At 69.7% G+C, this 13,116-nt stretch carries 17 protein-coding genes; 8 read left to right on the top strand and 9 right to left on the bottom strand.

The features are described from left to right. Positions 1-20: 20 nt before the first annotated feature. Both OG542_RS27490 and OG542_RS27485 read right to left on the bottom strand, forming a co-directional pair. Positions 21-632, bottom strand: a complete 612-nt coding sequence (locus OG542_RS27490; protein WP_328414149.1) for a LysE family translocator — start codon at positions 630-632, stop codon at positions 21-23. A gap of 150 nt (positions 633-782) precedes the next feature. Beyond that, positions 783-2,165: a glycine--tRNA ligase gene (locus OG542_RS27485; protein WP_184592422.1), complete on the bottom strand. Its 1,383-nt coding sequence runs from the start codon at positions 2,163-2,165 to the stop codon at positions 783-785. A 194-nt stretch (positions 2,166-2,359) separates the two neighbouring features. On the opposite strand from OG542_RS27485, the gene OG542_RS27480 reads away from it, so the two are divergent. The 4 genes from OG542_RS27480 to OG542_RS27465 are packed head-to-tail and all read left to right on the top strand — an operon-like array spanning position 2,360 to position 5,478. After that, entirely contained in the window at positions 2,360-3,313 is a 954-nt protein-coding gene (locus OG542_RS27480) for a metal ABC transporter substrate-binding protein (RefSeq protein WP_328414147.1), read from the top strand. 20 nt (positions 3,314-3,333) lie between these two features. Further along, positions 3,334-4,101 (top strand): metal ABC transporter ATP-binding protein, encoded by a 768-nt coding sequence (locus OG542_RS27475; protein WP_328414145.1) that lies wholly within the window; start codon positions 3,334-3,336, stop codon positions 4,099-4,101. Beyond that, the gene (locus OG542_RS27470; RefSeq protein WP_328414143.1) at positions 4,101-5,003 is read left to right on the top strand and encodes a metal ABC transporter permease; all 903 of its coding nucleotides are present in this window, start codon (positions 4,101-4,103) and stop codon (positions 5,001-5,003) included. Before OG542_RS27475 ends, OG542_RS27470 begins: the two co-directional genes overlap by 1 nt. Positions 5,004-5,061: 58 nt before the next feature. Continuing rightward, positions 5,062-5,478: a Fur family transcriptional regulator gene (locus OG542_RS27465; RefSeq protein ID WP_261677569.1), complete on the top strand. Its 417-nt coding sequence runs from the start codon at positions 5,062-5,064 to the stop codon at positions 5,476-5,478. A 218-nt stretch (positions 5,479-5,696) separates the two neighbouring features. Here the strand turns inward: OG542_RS27465 and OG542_RS27460 are convergent, their stop codons facing one another. Genes OG542_RS27460 through OG542_RS27445 form a run of 4 tightly spaced genes read right to left on the bottom strand, consistent with a single transcriptional unit; the run spans position 5,697 to position 7,777 of the window. Further along, positions 5,697-6,527: an isoprenyl transferase gene (locus tag OG542_RS27460; RefSeq protein WP_261677570.1), complete on the bottom strand. Its 831-nt coding sequence runs from the start codon at positions 6,525-6,527 to the stop codon at positions 5,697-5,699. 49 nt (positions 6,528-6,576) lie between these two features. After that, positions 6,577-7,323 (bottom strand): DNA repair protein RecO, encoded by a 747-nt coding sequence (gene recO / locus OG542_RS27455; protein ID WP_003990109.1) that lies wholly within the window; start codon positions 7,321-7,323, stop codon positions 6,577-6,579. Positions 7,324-7,358: 35 nt separating this feature from the next. After that, entirely contained in the window at positions 7,359-7,574 is a 216-nt protein-coding gene (locus OG542_RS27450; RefSeq protein WP_189723394.1) for a hypothetical protein, read from the bottom strand. Next, positions 7,571-7,777, bottom strand: coding sequence for a hypothetical protein (locus OG542_RS27445; RefSeq protein ID WP_229845541.1), 207 nt, complete (start codon positions 7,775-7,777; stop codon positions 7,571-7,573). Before OG542_RS27445 ends, OG542_RS27450 begins: the two co-directional genes overlap by 4 nt. Positions 7,778-7,893: 116 nt before the next feature. On the opposite strand from OG542_RS27445, the gene OG542_RS27440 reads away from it, so the two are divergent. From OG542_RS27440 to OG542_RS27425, 4 genes are all read left to right on the top strand, one after another. Further along, positions 7,894-8,727: a helix-turn-helix domain-containing protein gene (locus tag OG542_RS27440; RefSeq protein ID WP_328414142.1), complete on the top strand. Its 834-nt coding sequence runs from the start codon at positions 7,894-7,896 to the stop codon at positions 8,725-8,727. After that, positions 8,709-8,903, top strand: coding sequence for a DUF397 domain-containing protein (locus OG542_RS27435; RefSeq protein WP_328414141.1), 195 nt, complete (start codon positions 8,709-8,711; stop codon positions 8,901-8,903). The genes OG542_RS27440 and OG542_RS27435 overlap by 19 nt, the downstream gene beginning before the upstream one ends. Positions 8,904-8,933: 30 nt before the next feature. Then, entirely contained in the window at positions 8,934-9,386 is a 453-nt protein-coding gene (locus OG542_RS27430) for a GNAT family N-acetyltransferase (protein ID WP_328418136.1), read from the top strand. Positions 9,387-9,452: 66 nt separating this feature from the next. Further along, complete coding sequence (locus OG542_RS27425) at positions 9,453-10,928, top strand: alpha/beta hydrolase (RefSeq protein ID WP_328414140.1); 1,476 nt, start codon at positions 9,453-9,455, stop codon at positions 10,926-10,928. A 1-nt stretch (position 10,929) separates the two neighbouring features. On the opposite strand, the gene OG542_RS27420 is transcribed toward OG542_RS27425, so the two are convergent. The 3 genes from OG542_RS27420 to OG542_RS27410 form a co-directional block, all read right to left on the bottom strand. Next, a complete protein-coding gene (locus tag OG542_RS27420; RefSeq protein WP_328414138.1) occupies positions 10,930-11,367 on the bottom strand; it encodes a VOC family protein in 438 nt (145 codons plus the stop codon). Between the two features lie 12 nt (positions 11,368-11,379). Further along, positions 11,380-12,549, bottom strand: coding sequence for an abortive phage infection protein (locus OG542_RS27415; protein ID WP_328414136.1), 1,170 nt, complete (start codon positions 12,547-12,549; stop codon positions 11,380-11,382). A 108-nt stretch (positions 12,550-12,657) separates the two neighbouring features. Next, entirely contained in the window at positions 12,658-13,110 is a 453-nt protein-coding gene (locus tag OG542_RS27410) for a protein-tyrosine phosphatase family protein (protein ID WP_328418134.1), read from the bottom strand. Positions 13,111-13,116: the final 6 nt, after the last annotated feature.

Here is a 13,116-nt window from a genome sequence, read left to right as displayed (position 1 = left end):
TACCGGCTACCGGCTACCGGCTACCGGGCCGTGAACGCCAGCTTCGCCCCCAGCGCCACGAACGACCCCGCGAACCCCCGCCGCAGCCACGCCATCACCCGCGGCCGCCCGATGACGTGACTGCGTACCGACGCGGCCAGCACCCCGTACACGGCGAACACGACGAAGGTCGCCAGCATGAACACCCCGCCCAGCCCCAGCATCCGCACCACCGCGTGCGGCTCCCCCGGGCTCACGAACTGCGGCAGGAACGCGAAGAAGAAGATCGTCAGCTTCGGGTTGAGGATGTTGATCAGCACACCCCGCACGATCACCCGCCGCGCCGACATCGGAGCCGCCCGCTCCTCCACCACGAGCGCCTCCTTGTCCCGCACGGTCGCCCACGCCATGTAGAGCAGATAGGCGACGCCGGCGTACTTCAGCACCTCGAAGGCGGTCGCGCTGGCGTGCAGCAGGGCGGCGACGCCGGTGACCGTGGCCAGCAGATGCGGCACGATCCCGAGGGTGCAGCCGACGGCCGCGACGACACTCGCGCGGCGGCCCCGGGAGAGCGCGGCGGCGAGCGTGTAGACGACGCCGGTGCCGGGCGTGGCGACGACGACGAGGGTGGTCAGCAGAAACGCGATGGTCATGCGCTCACCCTGGCGCGGCGCCACCCCGGGAAACAGGTCCAATCGGCTGCGGCGCTGGAGGACCACTCGCCCTCGCACCACCCCCGTGAACGCGACAGTGCCGGGCCCCTCCGAAGAGGAACCCGGCACCGACGTGCACGCGAGAAGCGATCAGCAGCCGACCAGGCGGGCCGCCAGGTACCCCTCGATCTGGTCGAGGGAGACCCGCTCCTGCTTCATCGAGTCACGCTCGCGGACGGTGACCGCGTTGTCCTCGAGCGTGTCGAAGTCGACGGTCACGCAGAACGGCGTGCCGATCTCGTCCTGGCGACGGTAGCGGCGGCCGATGGCGCCGGCGTCGTCGAAGTCGATGTTCCAGTTCTGGCGAAGCGCCTGGGCGAGGCCCTTGGCCTTCGGGGACAGCTCCGGGTTCCGGGACAGCGGGAGCACCGCGACCTTCACCGGCGCGAGGCGGTGGTCCAGGCGCAGCACGGTGCGCTTCTCCATCTTGCCCTTGGCGTTGGGCGCCTCGTCCTCGAGGTAGGCGTCGAGCAGGAAGGCGAGCATCGCCCGGCCGACACCGGCCGCGGGCTCGATGACGTACGGCGTCCAGCGCTCGCCGGCTTCCTGGTCGAAGTAGGTGAGGTCCTGGCCGGAGGCCTTGGAGTGGGCACCGAGGTCGTAGTCGGTGCGGTTGGCGACACCCTCCAGCTCGCCCCACTCACTGCCGCCGAACTGGAAGCGGTACTCGATGTCGGCGGTGCGCTTGGAGTAGTGGGAGAGCTTCTCCTTCGGGTGCTCGAACCACCGCATGTTCTCTTCGCTCATGCCGAGGCCGGTGTACCAGTTCCAGCGCTGCTCCATCCAGTACTCCTGCCACTTCTCGTCCTCGCCCGGCTTGACGAAGAACTCCATCTCCATCTGCTCGAACTCGCGGGTGCGGAAGATGAAGTTGCCGGGCGTGATCTCGTTGCGGAAGGACTTGCCCATCTGGGCGATGCCGAACGGCGGCTTGCGACGCGAAGTGGTCTGCACCTGGGAGAAGTTGGTGAAGATACCCTGCGCGGTCTCGGGCCGCAGGTAGGCGACGGAGCCGGAGTCCTGCGTCGGGCCCAGGTGGGTCGACAGCAGGCCGGAGAACTGCTTGGGCTCGGTGAAGGTGCCCTTGTTTCCGCAGTTGGGGCAGTTGAGGTCCGCGAGCCCGTTCTCCGGGGCGCGGCCCTTCTTCTCCTCGTAGGCCTCCTCCAGGTGGTCCGCGCGGAACCGCTTGTGGCAGGAGGTGCACTCGGTGAGGGGGTCGGTGAACGTGGCGACGTGGCCGGAGGCGACCCAGACCTCGGGGGCCAGGATGACGGACGAGTCGATACCGACCACGTCCTCGCGCGACGTCACCATGTAGCGCCACCACTGGCGCTTGAGGTTCTCCTTGAGCTCGACACCCAGCGGTCCGTAGTCCCAGGCGGCGCGCTGACCGCCGTAGATCTCACTACAGGGGAATACGAAGCCACGGCGCTTGCTCAGGCTGACGATGGTGTCGATCTTGTCGGCGGCCACGGTGCTCTCTTCATTACGACGACGGGCGACGAAGCGAGTTGCTTCCAGCGAATGATTCAGGTTACCGGCGGGGACGCCCCTCCAATCAAATCGCTCCCCCCTGAGCGACCGCCAGAGGGCCGTGGGCCCTGTCTCCGGGCCCCGTTCAGGACGTTTGTTGACAACGGTTTCCATATTTGTTGAAAATGAGTGTCATGAACGTACGACGACGCCTCATACCCGCCGCCGCGGCCGCCTCTCTCGGCCTCGGCTCTCTGACCGCCTGCTCCAGCGACAGCGCGGCGACGGGCAACACGGAGAAGTTCGACGTCGTCGCGTCGTTCTACCCGATGGCGTTCCTCGCCGAGCAGATAGGCGGCGACCACGCGAACGTCACCAGTCTGACCGAGCCCGGCCAGGAACCGCACGACCTGGAGATCAGCACCCAGCAGCGCGCCCAGCTCGAGGAGGCCGACGCGGCGCTCTTCCTCAAGGGGCTCCAGCCCGCCGTCGACGAGGCCGTCTCGCAGACCGGCATCAAGACGAAGATCGACGCGGCCGGCCTGACCACCCTCGAGGACCACGGCAGCACCGAGCACGAGCACGCCGGCGAGGGCGAGGAGGGGCACGCCGAGGAGGAGGAGCACGCCCGCGACCCGCACATCTGGCTGGACCCGGTGAAGTACGCCGAGGTCGCCGAGGGCGTGGGCAAGGCCTTCGAGAAGGCCGACCCGGACCACGCCGCCGACTACAAGAAGAACACCGCGGCCCTGGTCAAGAAGCTGAACGGCCTCAACGGCGAGTTCGAGAACGGCCTGAAGGACAGCAAGACCAAGGTCTTCTTCACCAACCACGCCGCCTTCGGCTACCTCGCCGAGCGCTACGGCCTCACCCAGGAGGCCATCTCCGGCCTCGACCCCGAGAGCGAGCCCAGCGGCGCCCGGGTCAAGGAGCTCCAGCAGGAGGCCAAGGCCGACGGCGTCACCACCGTCTTCTACGAGACACTGGTCTCCGACAAGACCGCGAAGACCCTCGCCAAGGACGCGAAGCTCAAGACGGACGTCCTCGACCCGCTCGAGGGCATCACCGACAAGTCCCGCGGCGACGACTACTTCCAGGTCATGGAAGCCAACCTCAAGGCCCTTCAGGCGGCCCTGGGAGCCAAGTGATCGACCCATCGGAGGACGGCATGAACGAGCCCGTCGTATCCCTGCGCGGCGTCCGCGCGGACCTGGGCTCGCGCCCCGTCCTGCGCGGCATCGACCTCACCGTGCACCACGGTGAGGTCGTCGCGCTGCTCGGCGCGAACGGCTCCGGCAAGTCCACAGCCGTGCGCAGCATCATCGGCCAGGTGCAGACGGGCGCCGGCGAGATCGAGCTGTTCGGCACGGACCGCGGGCGGTTCCGCGACTGGCACCGCGTGGGCTACGTCCCGCAGCGCACCACGGCAGCGGGAGGCGTGCCCGCCACGGTGACCGAGGTGGTCTCCTCGGGCCGTCTGTCCCGGGCCCGCTTCGGCGTGCTGCGCAAGGCGGACCACGCGGCCGTGCGCGCGGCCCTGGAGCTCGTCGGCATGGCGGACCGGGCCAAGGACTCGGTCGACGCCCTCTCGGGCGGCCAGCACCAGCGCGTCCTGATAGCCCGCGCGCTCGCCTCCGAGCCGGAACTGCTGATCATGGACGAGCCGATGGCCGGTGTCGACCTGGCCAGCCAGGAGGTGCTCGCGCACACGCTGCGCGAGCAGGTCTCCCAGGGCACCACCGTGCTGCTCGTGCTGCACGAACTGGGCCCCCTGGAGCCCCTCATCGACCGGGCGGTCGTCCTGCGTGACGGCTGCGTCGTGCACGACGGCCCGCCCCCCAAGGCGGTCGGGCAGCACGCCCTGCCCGGCCACGACCACGTACACCCGCACGCACCCGCGGGCCACGAACCGATCCGCACGGGACTGCTGAGCTGATGGAGATCCTCGACTACGCCTTCATGCAGCGGGCGCTGCTCGCCGCCGTCCTGGTCGGCATCACGGCCCCCGCGGTGGGCATCTACCTGGTCCAGCGCCGCCAGGCCCTGATGGGCGACGGCATCGGCCACGTGGCGATGACCGGCGTCGGCCTCGGCTTCCTGCTGACCTGGTCCCCGGTGTGGATGGCGACCCTCGTCTCCGTCCTCGGCGCGGTCCTCATGGAGCTGATCCGCTGGTACGGCAAGACCCGCGGCGACATCGCCCTCGCGATGCTGTTCTACGGCGGCATGGCCGGCGGTGTGATGTTCATCAACCTCGCGCCGACGGGCTCCAACGCCAACCTGACGTCGTACCTGTTCGGCTCCCTGTCGACGGTGTCCGAGTCGGACGTCACGGCGATCTGCGTGCTGGCCGCCTTCGTCGTCCTGGTCACGCTCGGCCTGCGCCGGCAGCTGTTCGCGGTCAGCCAGGACGAGGAGTTCGCCCGGGTGACGGGCCTGCCGGTGCGCGCCCTGAACCTGCTGACGGCGATCACCGCGGCCGTCACGGTGACGGTGGCGATGCGCGTGGTGGGCCTGCTGCTGGTCAGCGCGCTGATGGTGGTGCCCGTCGCGGCGGCCCAGCAGATCAGCCGCAGCTTCGCGGCCACGTTCGCGATCGCCGTGGCCATCGGCGTGAGCGTGACGATCGGCGGCACGGTCACCTCGTACTACCAGGACGTCCCGCCCGGTGCGACGATCGTGTTGCTGACCATCGGCGCGTTCATCGTGCTGACGGCACTCGCGGCTCCGCTGACCCGGCGCCGCGCCCGCGCCCGAGCTTCCGAGCAATCCGCCCATGACCCCGCCGAGTGCGCGATTCCGGGTACTCGGGGGGCGGCCGACGAAGTCGGCGTCTGACCGCCCCCACCCCGGGCTGGCACAATGACCCGGGCAAGGCAGACGTGAGGAGGCAACGGTGACGACCGCTGGACCGTCCGTGAAGGGCCGCGCCACCCGGCAGCGGGCCGCCGTGTCGGCGGCCCTTGAAGAGGTCGACGAGTTCCGCAGTGCGCAGGACCTGCACGACATGCTCAAGCACAAGGGCGACTCGGTCGGGCTCACCACGGTCTACCGCACGCTGCAGTCCCTCGCCGACGCCGGTGAGGTCGATGTCCTGCGCACCGCGGACGGTGAGTCCGTGTACCGGCGTTGCTCCACCGACGACCATCACCATCACCTCGTGTGTCGCACCTGCGGCAAGGCCGTCGAGGTCGAGGGTCCGGCCGTGGAGAAGTGGGCGGAGGCCGTCGCCGCGGAGCACGGGTATGTGAACGTGGCTCATACGGTGGAGATTTTCGGGACCTGTGCGGAATGTGCAGCTTCTGACCGGTGAGTCGTCGGCTGCGGGTGCGCTGTGGTCGTTCGCGCAGTTCCCCGCGCCCCTGAGGTCAGTGGCGTTCAGCTTCGTTTGAAGCAGCTCTCGAGCAGCGACAGGGCGGCGGAGGCGAGGGGGACGACGCCGCTGGAATCCACACCCATGCCACCAGCACAGCGGCGGTACGGCCCGGCTGCCACCGGAGGGGCTGCCGGGCCCAGGGATGCCGGTGGGACCTAGTCCTGCTTGCCCTCCATGGCCAGCAGCTCCTCGTTCGGGATGGCCCCGCCGAACCGCCGGTCGCGCGAGGCGAACTCCAGGCACGCCCGCCACAGGTCGCGCCGGTCGAAGTCCGGCCACAGCACGTCCTGGAAGACCATCTCGGCGTAGGCGCTCTGCCAGATCAGGTAGTTGGAGGTGCGCTGCTCACCGCTCGGGCGCAGGAACAGGTCCACGTCCGGCATGTCCGGGTAGTACATGTACTTCGAGAAGGTCTTCTCGTTGACCTTGGAGGGGTCGAGCTTCCCGCTCTTCACGTCCTCGGCCAGCGCCTGCGCGGCGTCGGCGATCTCGGCCCGTCCGCCGTAGTTCATGCAGAAGTACAGGGTCAGCCGGTCGTTGTTCTTGGTCTGCTCCTGGGCGATCTGCAGCTCCTTGGCCACGGAACGCCACAGCTTCGGCATCCGGCCCACCCAGCGCACCCGGATGCCCAGCTCGTCGAGCTGGTCGCGGGTCTTGCGGATGAAGTCCCGGTTGAAGTTCATCAGGAAGCGCACCTCGTCAGGCGACCGCTTCCAGTTCTCGGTGGAGAAGGCGTACAGGGAGATCGCGCCGACACCCATCTCGATGGCGCCCTGGAGCACGTCCAGCACCCGCTCGGCGCCGACCTTGTGACCCTCGGTGCGCGGCAGCCCCCGGTCCTTGGCCCATCGTCCGTTGCCGTCCATGACGATCGCCACATGCTTCGGTACGAGCTCTCCGAGCTTCGGCGGCCGTGCGCCGGACGGGTGCGGCTCCGGCGTCCTGTACTCCCGGCGCTGGCGCCCCAGGATCCCGCGTACGGCCATGTGTCTCTCGCTCCTCGTGCTTGCTTGCAATACGTCTGTACGGGCGCGCCTACTTCTCCACGTACCGCAGGGAACGCAGCCCGCGCTCCATGTGCCAGTGCAGATACGCGGACACCAGCCCGCTGCCCTCGCGGACGTACCGCGCCTCGCACGCGTCCGCGGTCTCCCAGTCTCCCGTAAGCAGCGCGCCGAGGAGTTCGAGGGCCTGGGGCGAGGGTACGACGCTGCCGGGCACCCGGCAGTCCACGCAGACGGAACCGCCCGAGGCGACCGAGAAGAACCGGTTGGGCCCGGGCATCCCGCATTTCGCGCAGTCCGTGAAGCTCGGGGCGTACCCGTTGACGGCGAGGGAGCGCAGCAGGAAGGCGTCGAGCACGAGATGCGGGGCGTGCTCTCCCCGGGCGAGGGTGCGCAGCCCGCCGACGAGCAGCAGATACTGCTGCACGGCCGGCTCCCCCTCATGATCGGTGAACCGCTCGGCGGTCTCCAGCATGACGGTCCCGGCGGTGTACCGCGCGTAGTCGCTGACGATCCCGCCGCCGTACGGCGCGATGGTCTCACTCTGCGTGCACAGCGGCAGTCCCCGCCCGACGAGCTCGCTCCCCTTCGCGAAGAACTGCACATCGACGTGCGAGAAGGGCTCGAGGCGCGCACCGAACTTCGACTTAGTCCGGCGCACGCCCCGGGCCACGGCCCGTACTCGTCCGTGACCGCGTGTGAGCAGCGTGATGATCCGGTCCGCCTCACCCAGCTTCTGGGTGCGCAGCACGATGCCGTCGTCGCGGAACAGACTCATGACGTCATTCTCGCAGGGTCACCGGGTCGCCCGGGTCAAGGGACCTCACCCCTGCTGCGGGCGTTGGCGTACGCCGTAGCCGCGCTCAGCCGCTCGGCCGGGGTGGCGTGCCGGACGGCACCGGGGTCCACGTCCCATTCCTTCCCGCCCCCGTACGGCCGCAGCTGCACGTAGGGCCCCTCATGCCCCATGACGATGCCGATGCGTCCGCTACGGGTGTCCACGACATACGCGCCGACCGGGGGCTTCATCGCAGCACCGCCGCGAGCCGCCGGGCGGTCTCCACGGAACACCGGCCCAATTCCACGAGCGGACAGGGTGCTTCCCGCGCAAGACTCACCGGGTCCAGACCCAGTGACGGCAGGGTAATTCCCGCCTTGGCGAGTTCTGCCCGCAATTCTTTCACCGCGTCCTCCGCTTCTTCGACGCAGTGCGCCGAGTGTCGTGCCTCCACGGTGCTCCCCTTCCTTTTGCAGTTTCACTCTTCGCATCCCTACGGTGACGCTCCGCGCCTACACTCGGGAGAGGTCTGTGCCCTACAACTGCGGGGCAGCACAAAGGGGTTCGGCAATGGCCAACGGTTCTCGGCAGGCGGCATGGGAGTTCTTCGGCACGGAGCTCAAGCGGCGGAGGGAGGACGCGGGGATCACCCAGGTGGAGCTGGGGTCGCGGGTTTTTGTCTCCGGCGGATACATCGGCCAGTTCGAACAGGCCATTCGCAAGCCGCAGTTGGATGTGGCGCAGCGCATCGACGGGGTGCTGCAAACCGACGGTATTTTCGAGCGGCTGTGCAGGAAGCTGATTGACGATAAGCGGTATGCGGATTATTTCGCGAGGGTTGTGGAGCTTGAGCGGCAGGCAGCGCAGATCTGCGAGTTCGCACCGACGCTTGTGCCGGGGCTTCTACAGACGGCCGGGTACGCCAGGGCAGTCACCGTGGCGGCGAACCCGTTCGTCACAGACGACTACATCGAGGAGAAGGTCACGGCCCGTCTGGAAAGGGCACAGATCCTCGCGGACGCTACAAGGCCCGAGTATTGGGTGATCCTGCACGAGAACGTGCTGCGGATGCCGGTCGGCGGTCGTGAGGCGATGGCTGCCCAACTGGACCACATCGCCCGCCTGATGCGGGAGCGTCAAGTGATGGTGACGGTGCTGCCGTACTCGGCAGGTGCCCACCCCTCCATGGGTGGGATGCTGACGCTCATGCGGTTCGACGACGCACCGCCCGTCGCCTATACAGAGACGTCGTTTTCGGGGACGTTGGTGGACGACCCGAGCGTGGTGAAGAACGCACAGCGCGCTTACGATCTGCTCAGGGTCGCCGCACTGTCTCCAGAGGCGTCCCTGGCCCTGATCGAATCCGCGGCTGAGGACTACAGACGATGCACGAGGACGACCTGAGCAACGCCTGCTGGCGAAAGAGCAGCTACAGCAACGGCGAGGGCGGCAGTTGCGTCGAGATCGCCGACGGAGTCCCCGGCGCTGTCCCCGTCCGCGACAGCAAGCTGGCCGACAGCCCTGTCGTCCTCGTCGGGGCCAGCGCCTGGGCGGAGTTCATACGTCACCACCGCCGCTGACATAATCCGGCCGTGGACGCGCGATGGGCCATGCGCCCGGCCGAGCCGGCAGACCTCGAGCCGATCGTGGAGATACGGGCCGTGGTCATGCGCCCGGACCTGGAACGGCTGGGCCGCTACGACGAGTACCGGGTCAGGCAGCGTCTACGGGATGCCTTCTGCCCGGAGCACACGTCGGTCATCGAGGCCGACGGCACGCTCGTAGGCAGCGTCGCGCTGCGCCCCTCCGAGAACGGCCACTGGCTGGAGCACTTCTACCTCAGCCCGGACGTCCAGGGCCGAGGCCTTGGTTCGGCGGTCCTGCGAACCCTGTTGGCCCGAACCGACGCCGACGCCGAACTCGTACGCCTGAACGTCCTCCAAGGCAGCCCGGCCCGTCGCCTCTACGAACGCCACGGCTTCACGGTGGAAACCCAGGACCCGGTCGACATCTTCATGGTGCGCCGGCCCGGCAAGAGTCCGCGAGCGACCCCCTGGGGGTAATCCCCCTGGAACATCGGGGAGTTACCCGGATGTGACCGTGTGTCCAGGTCCGCCAGGCTGCTGGACATGAAGCAGATCACGAAGTACGCGGCGCTGGCCGCCGCCGTCGGTGTCGTGCTCGGCCTGGCCGGGCCTGGCGGCGCCTCCGCCACTCCCGCCGGCCCCCTCAAGTGGACCAAGTGCGAGGGCACCGGCCTCGACCCCCGTCAGCAGTGCGCCACCGTCGACGTGCCCATGGACTACTCCGATCCGGACGGCAGGAAGATCCAGATCGCCGTCTCCCGTATCCCCGGTGAGAAGCCCTCGGCCCACCGAGGCGCGCTGTTACTCATCCCGGGTGGCCCCGGTGGGGACAGTCTCGCCGACCCCTCCGGCAAGGGGCGGAAGCTGCCGCAGAGTGTGCGGGACGCCTACGATCTCGTCGGGTTCGCGCCTCGCGGCATGGCGCCTTCCACCGCCGCCGACTGTAAGCTCGACCCCGCCGACCTCGGCATGACGAAGCTCCTTCCCTGGCCGGCCCCGGACGGATCCGTCGCCGAGAACATGGCCACCGCCCGGCGTACGGCGGAGGCCTGCGCACGCAAGGGCGGAGAGCTCATCCGGCACATCAGCACCGCCAACGAGGCCCGCGACCTCGACCGCGTCCGGGCCGCCCTCGGCGAGACCAAGCTGTCCGCCTGGGGCGTCTCGTACGGCACCTACGTAGGCGCCGTGTACAGCCAACTGTTCCCGCACCGTACCGACCGCATCGTGCTGGACAGCAACAACAACCCCGACCCCACCCGGGTGACCCGCAACTGGCTCGCCGCGTTCGAGGTCGGCGTCGAGGACAACTTCCCGGAGTTCGCCAAGTGGGCTTCCAGGCCCGGCAACCCGCATCGGGTCGCCGCTACGCCCGCCGAGGTGCGTTCCGGCTTCCTGCGCCTCGCCGCCCGGCTGGACCGCCATCCCCTCCCCTGGCCCGGCGCCGACCCGGACCGGCTGGACGGCAATGTCCTGCGCCAGACGATGCTGTCCAGCCTCTACGACCCCGACGACTACCCGACCCTGGCCAAGACCATCCTGGCCGCCCGCAAGGGCACCGTGCCACCCGTGCCCGAGGCCCCGCCCGAGTCGGTGCTCCAGAACGTCGCCGCGGTCGGCGTCGGCACCATCTGCAATGACGTCGACTGGCCCGAGTCGGCCTCCGCGTACCAGAAGGGCGTCGACGACAGCCGGGCCAAGTACCCGCTGACCGCGGGCATGCCGCGCGGACCGATGGTGTGTGCGGCCTGGCCCTACGAGCCGAAGGAACCGGCCGTACGCGTCACCGACCGCGGGCCCTCCAACATCCTGCTCGTGCAGAACGAGCGCGATGTCGCCACCCCGCTCGCGGGAGCCCGGAAGCTGCGCCAGGCCCTCGGCGGCCGGGCCGTCATGGTCACCGTGAACTCCACCGGCCACGACGCCTACCTCGCCAACGGCAACGCCTGCGGCGACCGGACCGTCTCCCGCTTCCTGGCGACGGGCGAGCGCCCGGACCGGGACACCTACTGCGCCTAGTTCAACGCTGGGCGAGGGGTGCCGGGGCCTCCTGGATGGCCCAGCCGTTGCCGTCGGGGTCCTGGAAGAAGAGGAAGGAGTTCCAGCCCTCCTCGCCCCGGCCCTCCGCCCAGCCGGACGCGCTCACGTGCAGGACCGGCGATACCTCCACCCCGCGTCCCACCAGCTCCGCCCTGGCCTTCTCGATGTCCGTGACACAGAGCTGGAGACCCCGCAGCGCCCCGGGGGTCATGGGCGGCTGCCCCGGTGCGTCCGGCATGCCGGATTCCAGCACGATGGAGCAGCGGGAGCCGGGCGGCGTGAGCTGGACGAAGCGGCCCACGCCCTCGAAGAACGAGGCGTCGATCTCGGCGCGGAAACCGCACCGGTCCACGTAGAAGGCCTTGGCCCGGTCCAGGTCGGTGACCGGTACGGCGACCACCTCGAGGGTCCATTCCATAGGCGCACCTCCTCAGCCATGGTCCCTCCGCGTCCCGGGCCGCGCGCGTCGGGCGTAACGGCGGGCCACCGCGTGGAACGCCTCCTTCGGCTCCCAGTGCCAGCCGGAGGCGGGGTCGTCCGGACGGTCCTTGATCGCCTTGGTGATGGCGTACGCCGCCATGTCGAGGTCGAGACGGGGCTCGTCCGGGCGGTGCGGGGCGTCCGCGCTGATGAACTCGAAGGTCATCGCCGCGTACAGGCCCATCGACGCGAAGACGTCCAGCAGTTCGCCCACGTAGTCCGCCTGGACGCGCTCACTGCGGACCAGGTCCCCCTTGATCTCCGGCGGCTCCTTGTCATAGTCGACGACGTCCCAGCCCATGCCGCCCGCCTCGGGGGCACCGACGTACGCGCACGTGCCGAACTCGGTGATGGCGAGCGGCTTGCCCCAGCGCAGGTACTGCTTCAGCTCCCGGACGTAGTCGGACCGCTTCTCGAAGTACGAGTAGTAGTCGATGCCGACGATGTCGAAGAGGCTCCAGTCCGGGTCGTCGATGCTCTGGGCGGCGGCGTAGCTGAGGTTGCCCTTGAAGACGGAGCGGCCGACCTTGGCGGCCTTCGCCGTGAACTCGGCGAGGCGGCGCAGCGTACGCGGCCAGTCGACCGTGCCGTTCTGGAGGTGCCTGATGCGGTCCAGGGCCGTCTCGCCCGGCAGGATGCCGGGGACGAACAGCCAGAACTCGCAGCCGACGCTGAAGTCGACACTCGCGCCCTGCCGCCGCAGCCGCTCCGCGAACCGGCCGGTCTCGGCCAGGTGTTCCAGGATGTCCCGCTGCGGGGCGTCCCCGAGGGTCGGCTGCAGCCAGACGTGCAGCCCCCGTTCGGCGGCCTCGGCGGCGGTGGCGGTGAGCCGTTCGACGCCGTCCCCCGTGACGTCGATGGTGTCGGCGTGCAGGTCGTCACGGATGGCCCGCACATCCGCCCGCATCCGGCGCGCACTCCACGCGGTGCCCGGTGTCTCCCCCGCCCCGACGGTGTAGACGACGCCTTGCCGGCGCAGCCCCCGGCCGTGCCCGGCTTCCGTCGCCAGGGCCTGCCCCGCCGGGCCCACCGCTCCGGCGACCCCCACCGCCGCCGCCCCGGCCAGGAACCGCGCCCGGCTGATCCCGTTCGTCTGCTTGTTCCCCTTGGTCTCTTCCATGCCGTTCACTGTGCCGACGCGGGTGCCGGGTCCGCTGTCGGCCGTCGGTCTACGGCGGCGCGACCAAGGTATGAGGTGCCGCGCCGAAGGAGAGGCCCGTCAGGCCCGTCAGGCCCGTCCCTCGCCGAACCGGCGTACGTACCGCCGCTGCCAGGGCGTTTCCACCGCGTGCCGGTCGTAGTGCCGGCGGACGTACGCCACCGCCTCCTCGGCGGGTACGCCGTCCAGGACGGCGAGGCAGGCCAGGGCCGTGCCCGTGCGGCCGCGTCCGCCGCCGCAGGCGATTTCCACGCGCTCCCCGGCGGCCCGTTCCCAGGCGTCGGCCAGCACCGCGCGGGCGGCGGCCCGGTCCGACGGGAGGCGGAAGTCGGGCCAGCGGATCCAGCCCGACTCCCAGGGGACCTCGGGCGGCTGCCTGCCGAGCAGGTAGACGCCGTGGGTGGGTACGGGCGCGCCGGGTTCCAGGGGGCGGCGGAGGCCTCGCCCGCGGACCAACCGGCCGGAAGGCAGTCTCAGGACGCCGGCGTCACTCTCGTTCCACAGCTCGGTCACGCCCCTCATCATGCT

Source organism: Streptomyces violaceus (assembly GCF_036014075.1).
Taxonomy (GTDB): domain Bacteria; phylum Actinomycetota; class Actinomycetes; order Streptomycetales; family Streptomycetaceae; genus Streptomyces; species Streptomyces violaceus.
Note: the sequence above shows the minus strand (reverse complement) of the source record. Positions and strands in the feature narration are given on the sequence as shown.

Bases quoted from the DNA above. Each gene is read 5' to 3' on its own strand.
- OG542_RS27490 (WP_328414149.1), bottom strand. From the start codon at position 632: ATGACCATCGCGTTTCTGCTGACCACCCTCGTCGTCGTCGCCACGCCC.
- OG542_RS27480 (WP_328414147.1), top strand. From the start codon at position 2,360: ATGAACGTACGACGACGCCTCATACCCGCCGCCGCGGCCGCCTCTCTC.
- OG542_RS27475 (WP_328414145.1), top strand. From the start codon at position 3,334: ATGAACGAGCCCGTCGTATCCCTGCGCGGCGTCCGCGCGGACCTGGGC.
- OG542_RS27470 (WP_328414143.1), top strand. From the start codon at position 4,101: ATGGAGATCCTCGACTACGCCTTCATGCAGCGGGCGCTGCTCGCCGCC.
- OG542_RS27460 (WP_261677570.1), bottom strand. From the start codon at position 6,527: ATGGCCGTACGCGGGATCCTGGGGCGCCAGCGCCGGGAGTACAGGACG.
- recO (WP_003990109.1), bottom strand. From the start codon at position 7,323: ATGAGTCTGTTCCGCGACGACGGCATCGTGCTGCGCACCCAGAAGCTG.
- OG542_RS27450 (WP_189723394.1), bottom strand. From the start codon at position 7,574: ATGAAGCCCCCGGTCGGCGCGTATGTCGTGGACACCCGTAGCGGACGC.
- OG542_RS27440 (WP_328414142.1), top strand. From the start codon at position 7,894: ATGGCCAACGGTTCTCGGCAGGCGGCATGGGAGTTCTTCGGCACGGAG.
- OG542_RS27435 (WP_328414141.1), top strand. From the start codon at position 8,709: ATGCACGAGGACGACCTGAGCAACGCCTGCTGGCGAAAGAGCAGCTAC.
- OG542_RS27430 (WP_328418136.1), top strand. From the start codon at position 8,934: ATGCGCCCGGCCGAGCCGGCAGACCTCGAGCCGATCGTGGAGATACGG.
- OG542_RS27425 (WP_328414140.1), top strand. From the start codon at position 9,453: ATGAAGCAGATCACGAAGTACGCGGCGCTGGCCGCCGCCGTCGGTGTC.
- OG542_RS27420 (WP_328414138.1), bottom strand. From the start codon at position 11,367: ATGGAATGGACCCTCGAGGTGGTCGCCGTACCGGTCACCGACCTGGAC.
- OG542_RS27415 (WP_328414136.1), bottom strand. From the start codon at position 12,549: ATGGAAGAGACCAAGGGGAACAAGCAGACGAACGGGATCAGCCGGGCG.
- OG542_RS27410 (WP_328418134.1), bottom strand. From the start codon at position 13,110: ATGAGGGGCGTGACCGAGCTGTGGAACGAGAGTGACGCCGGCGTCCTG.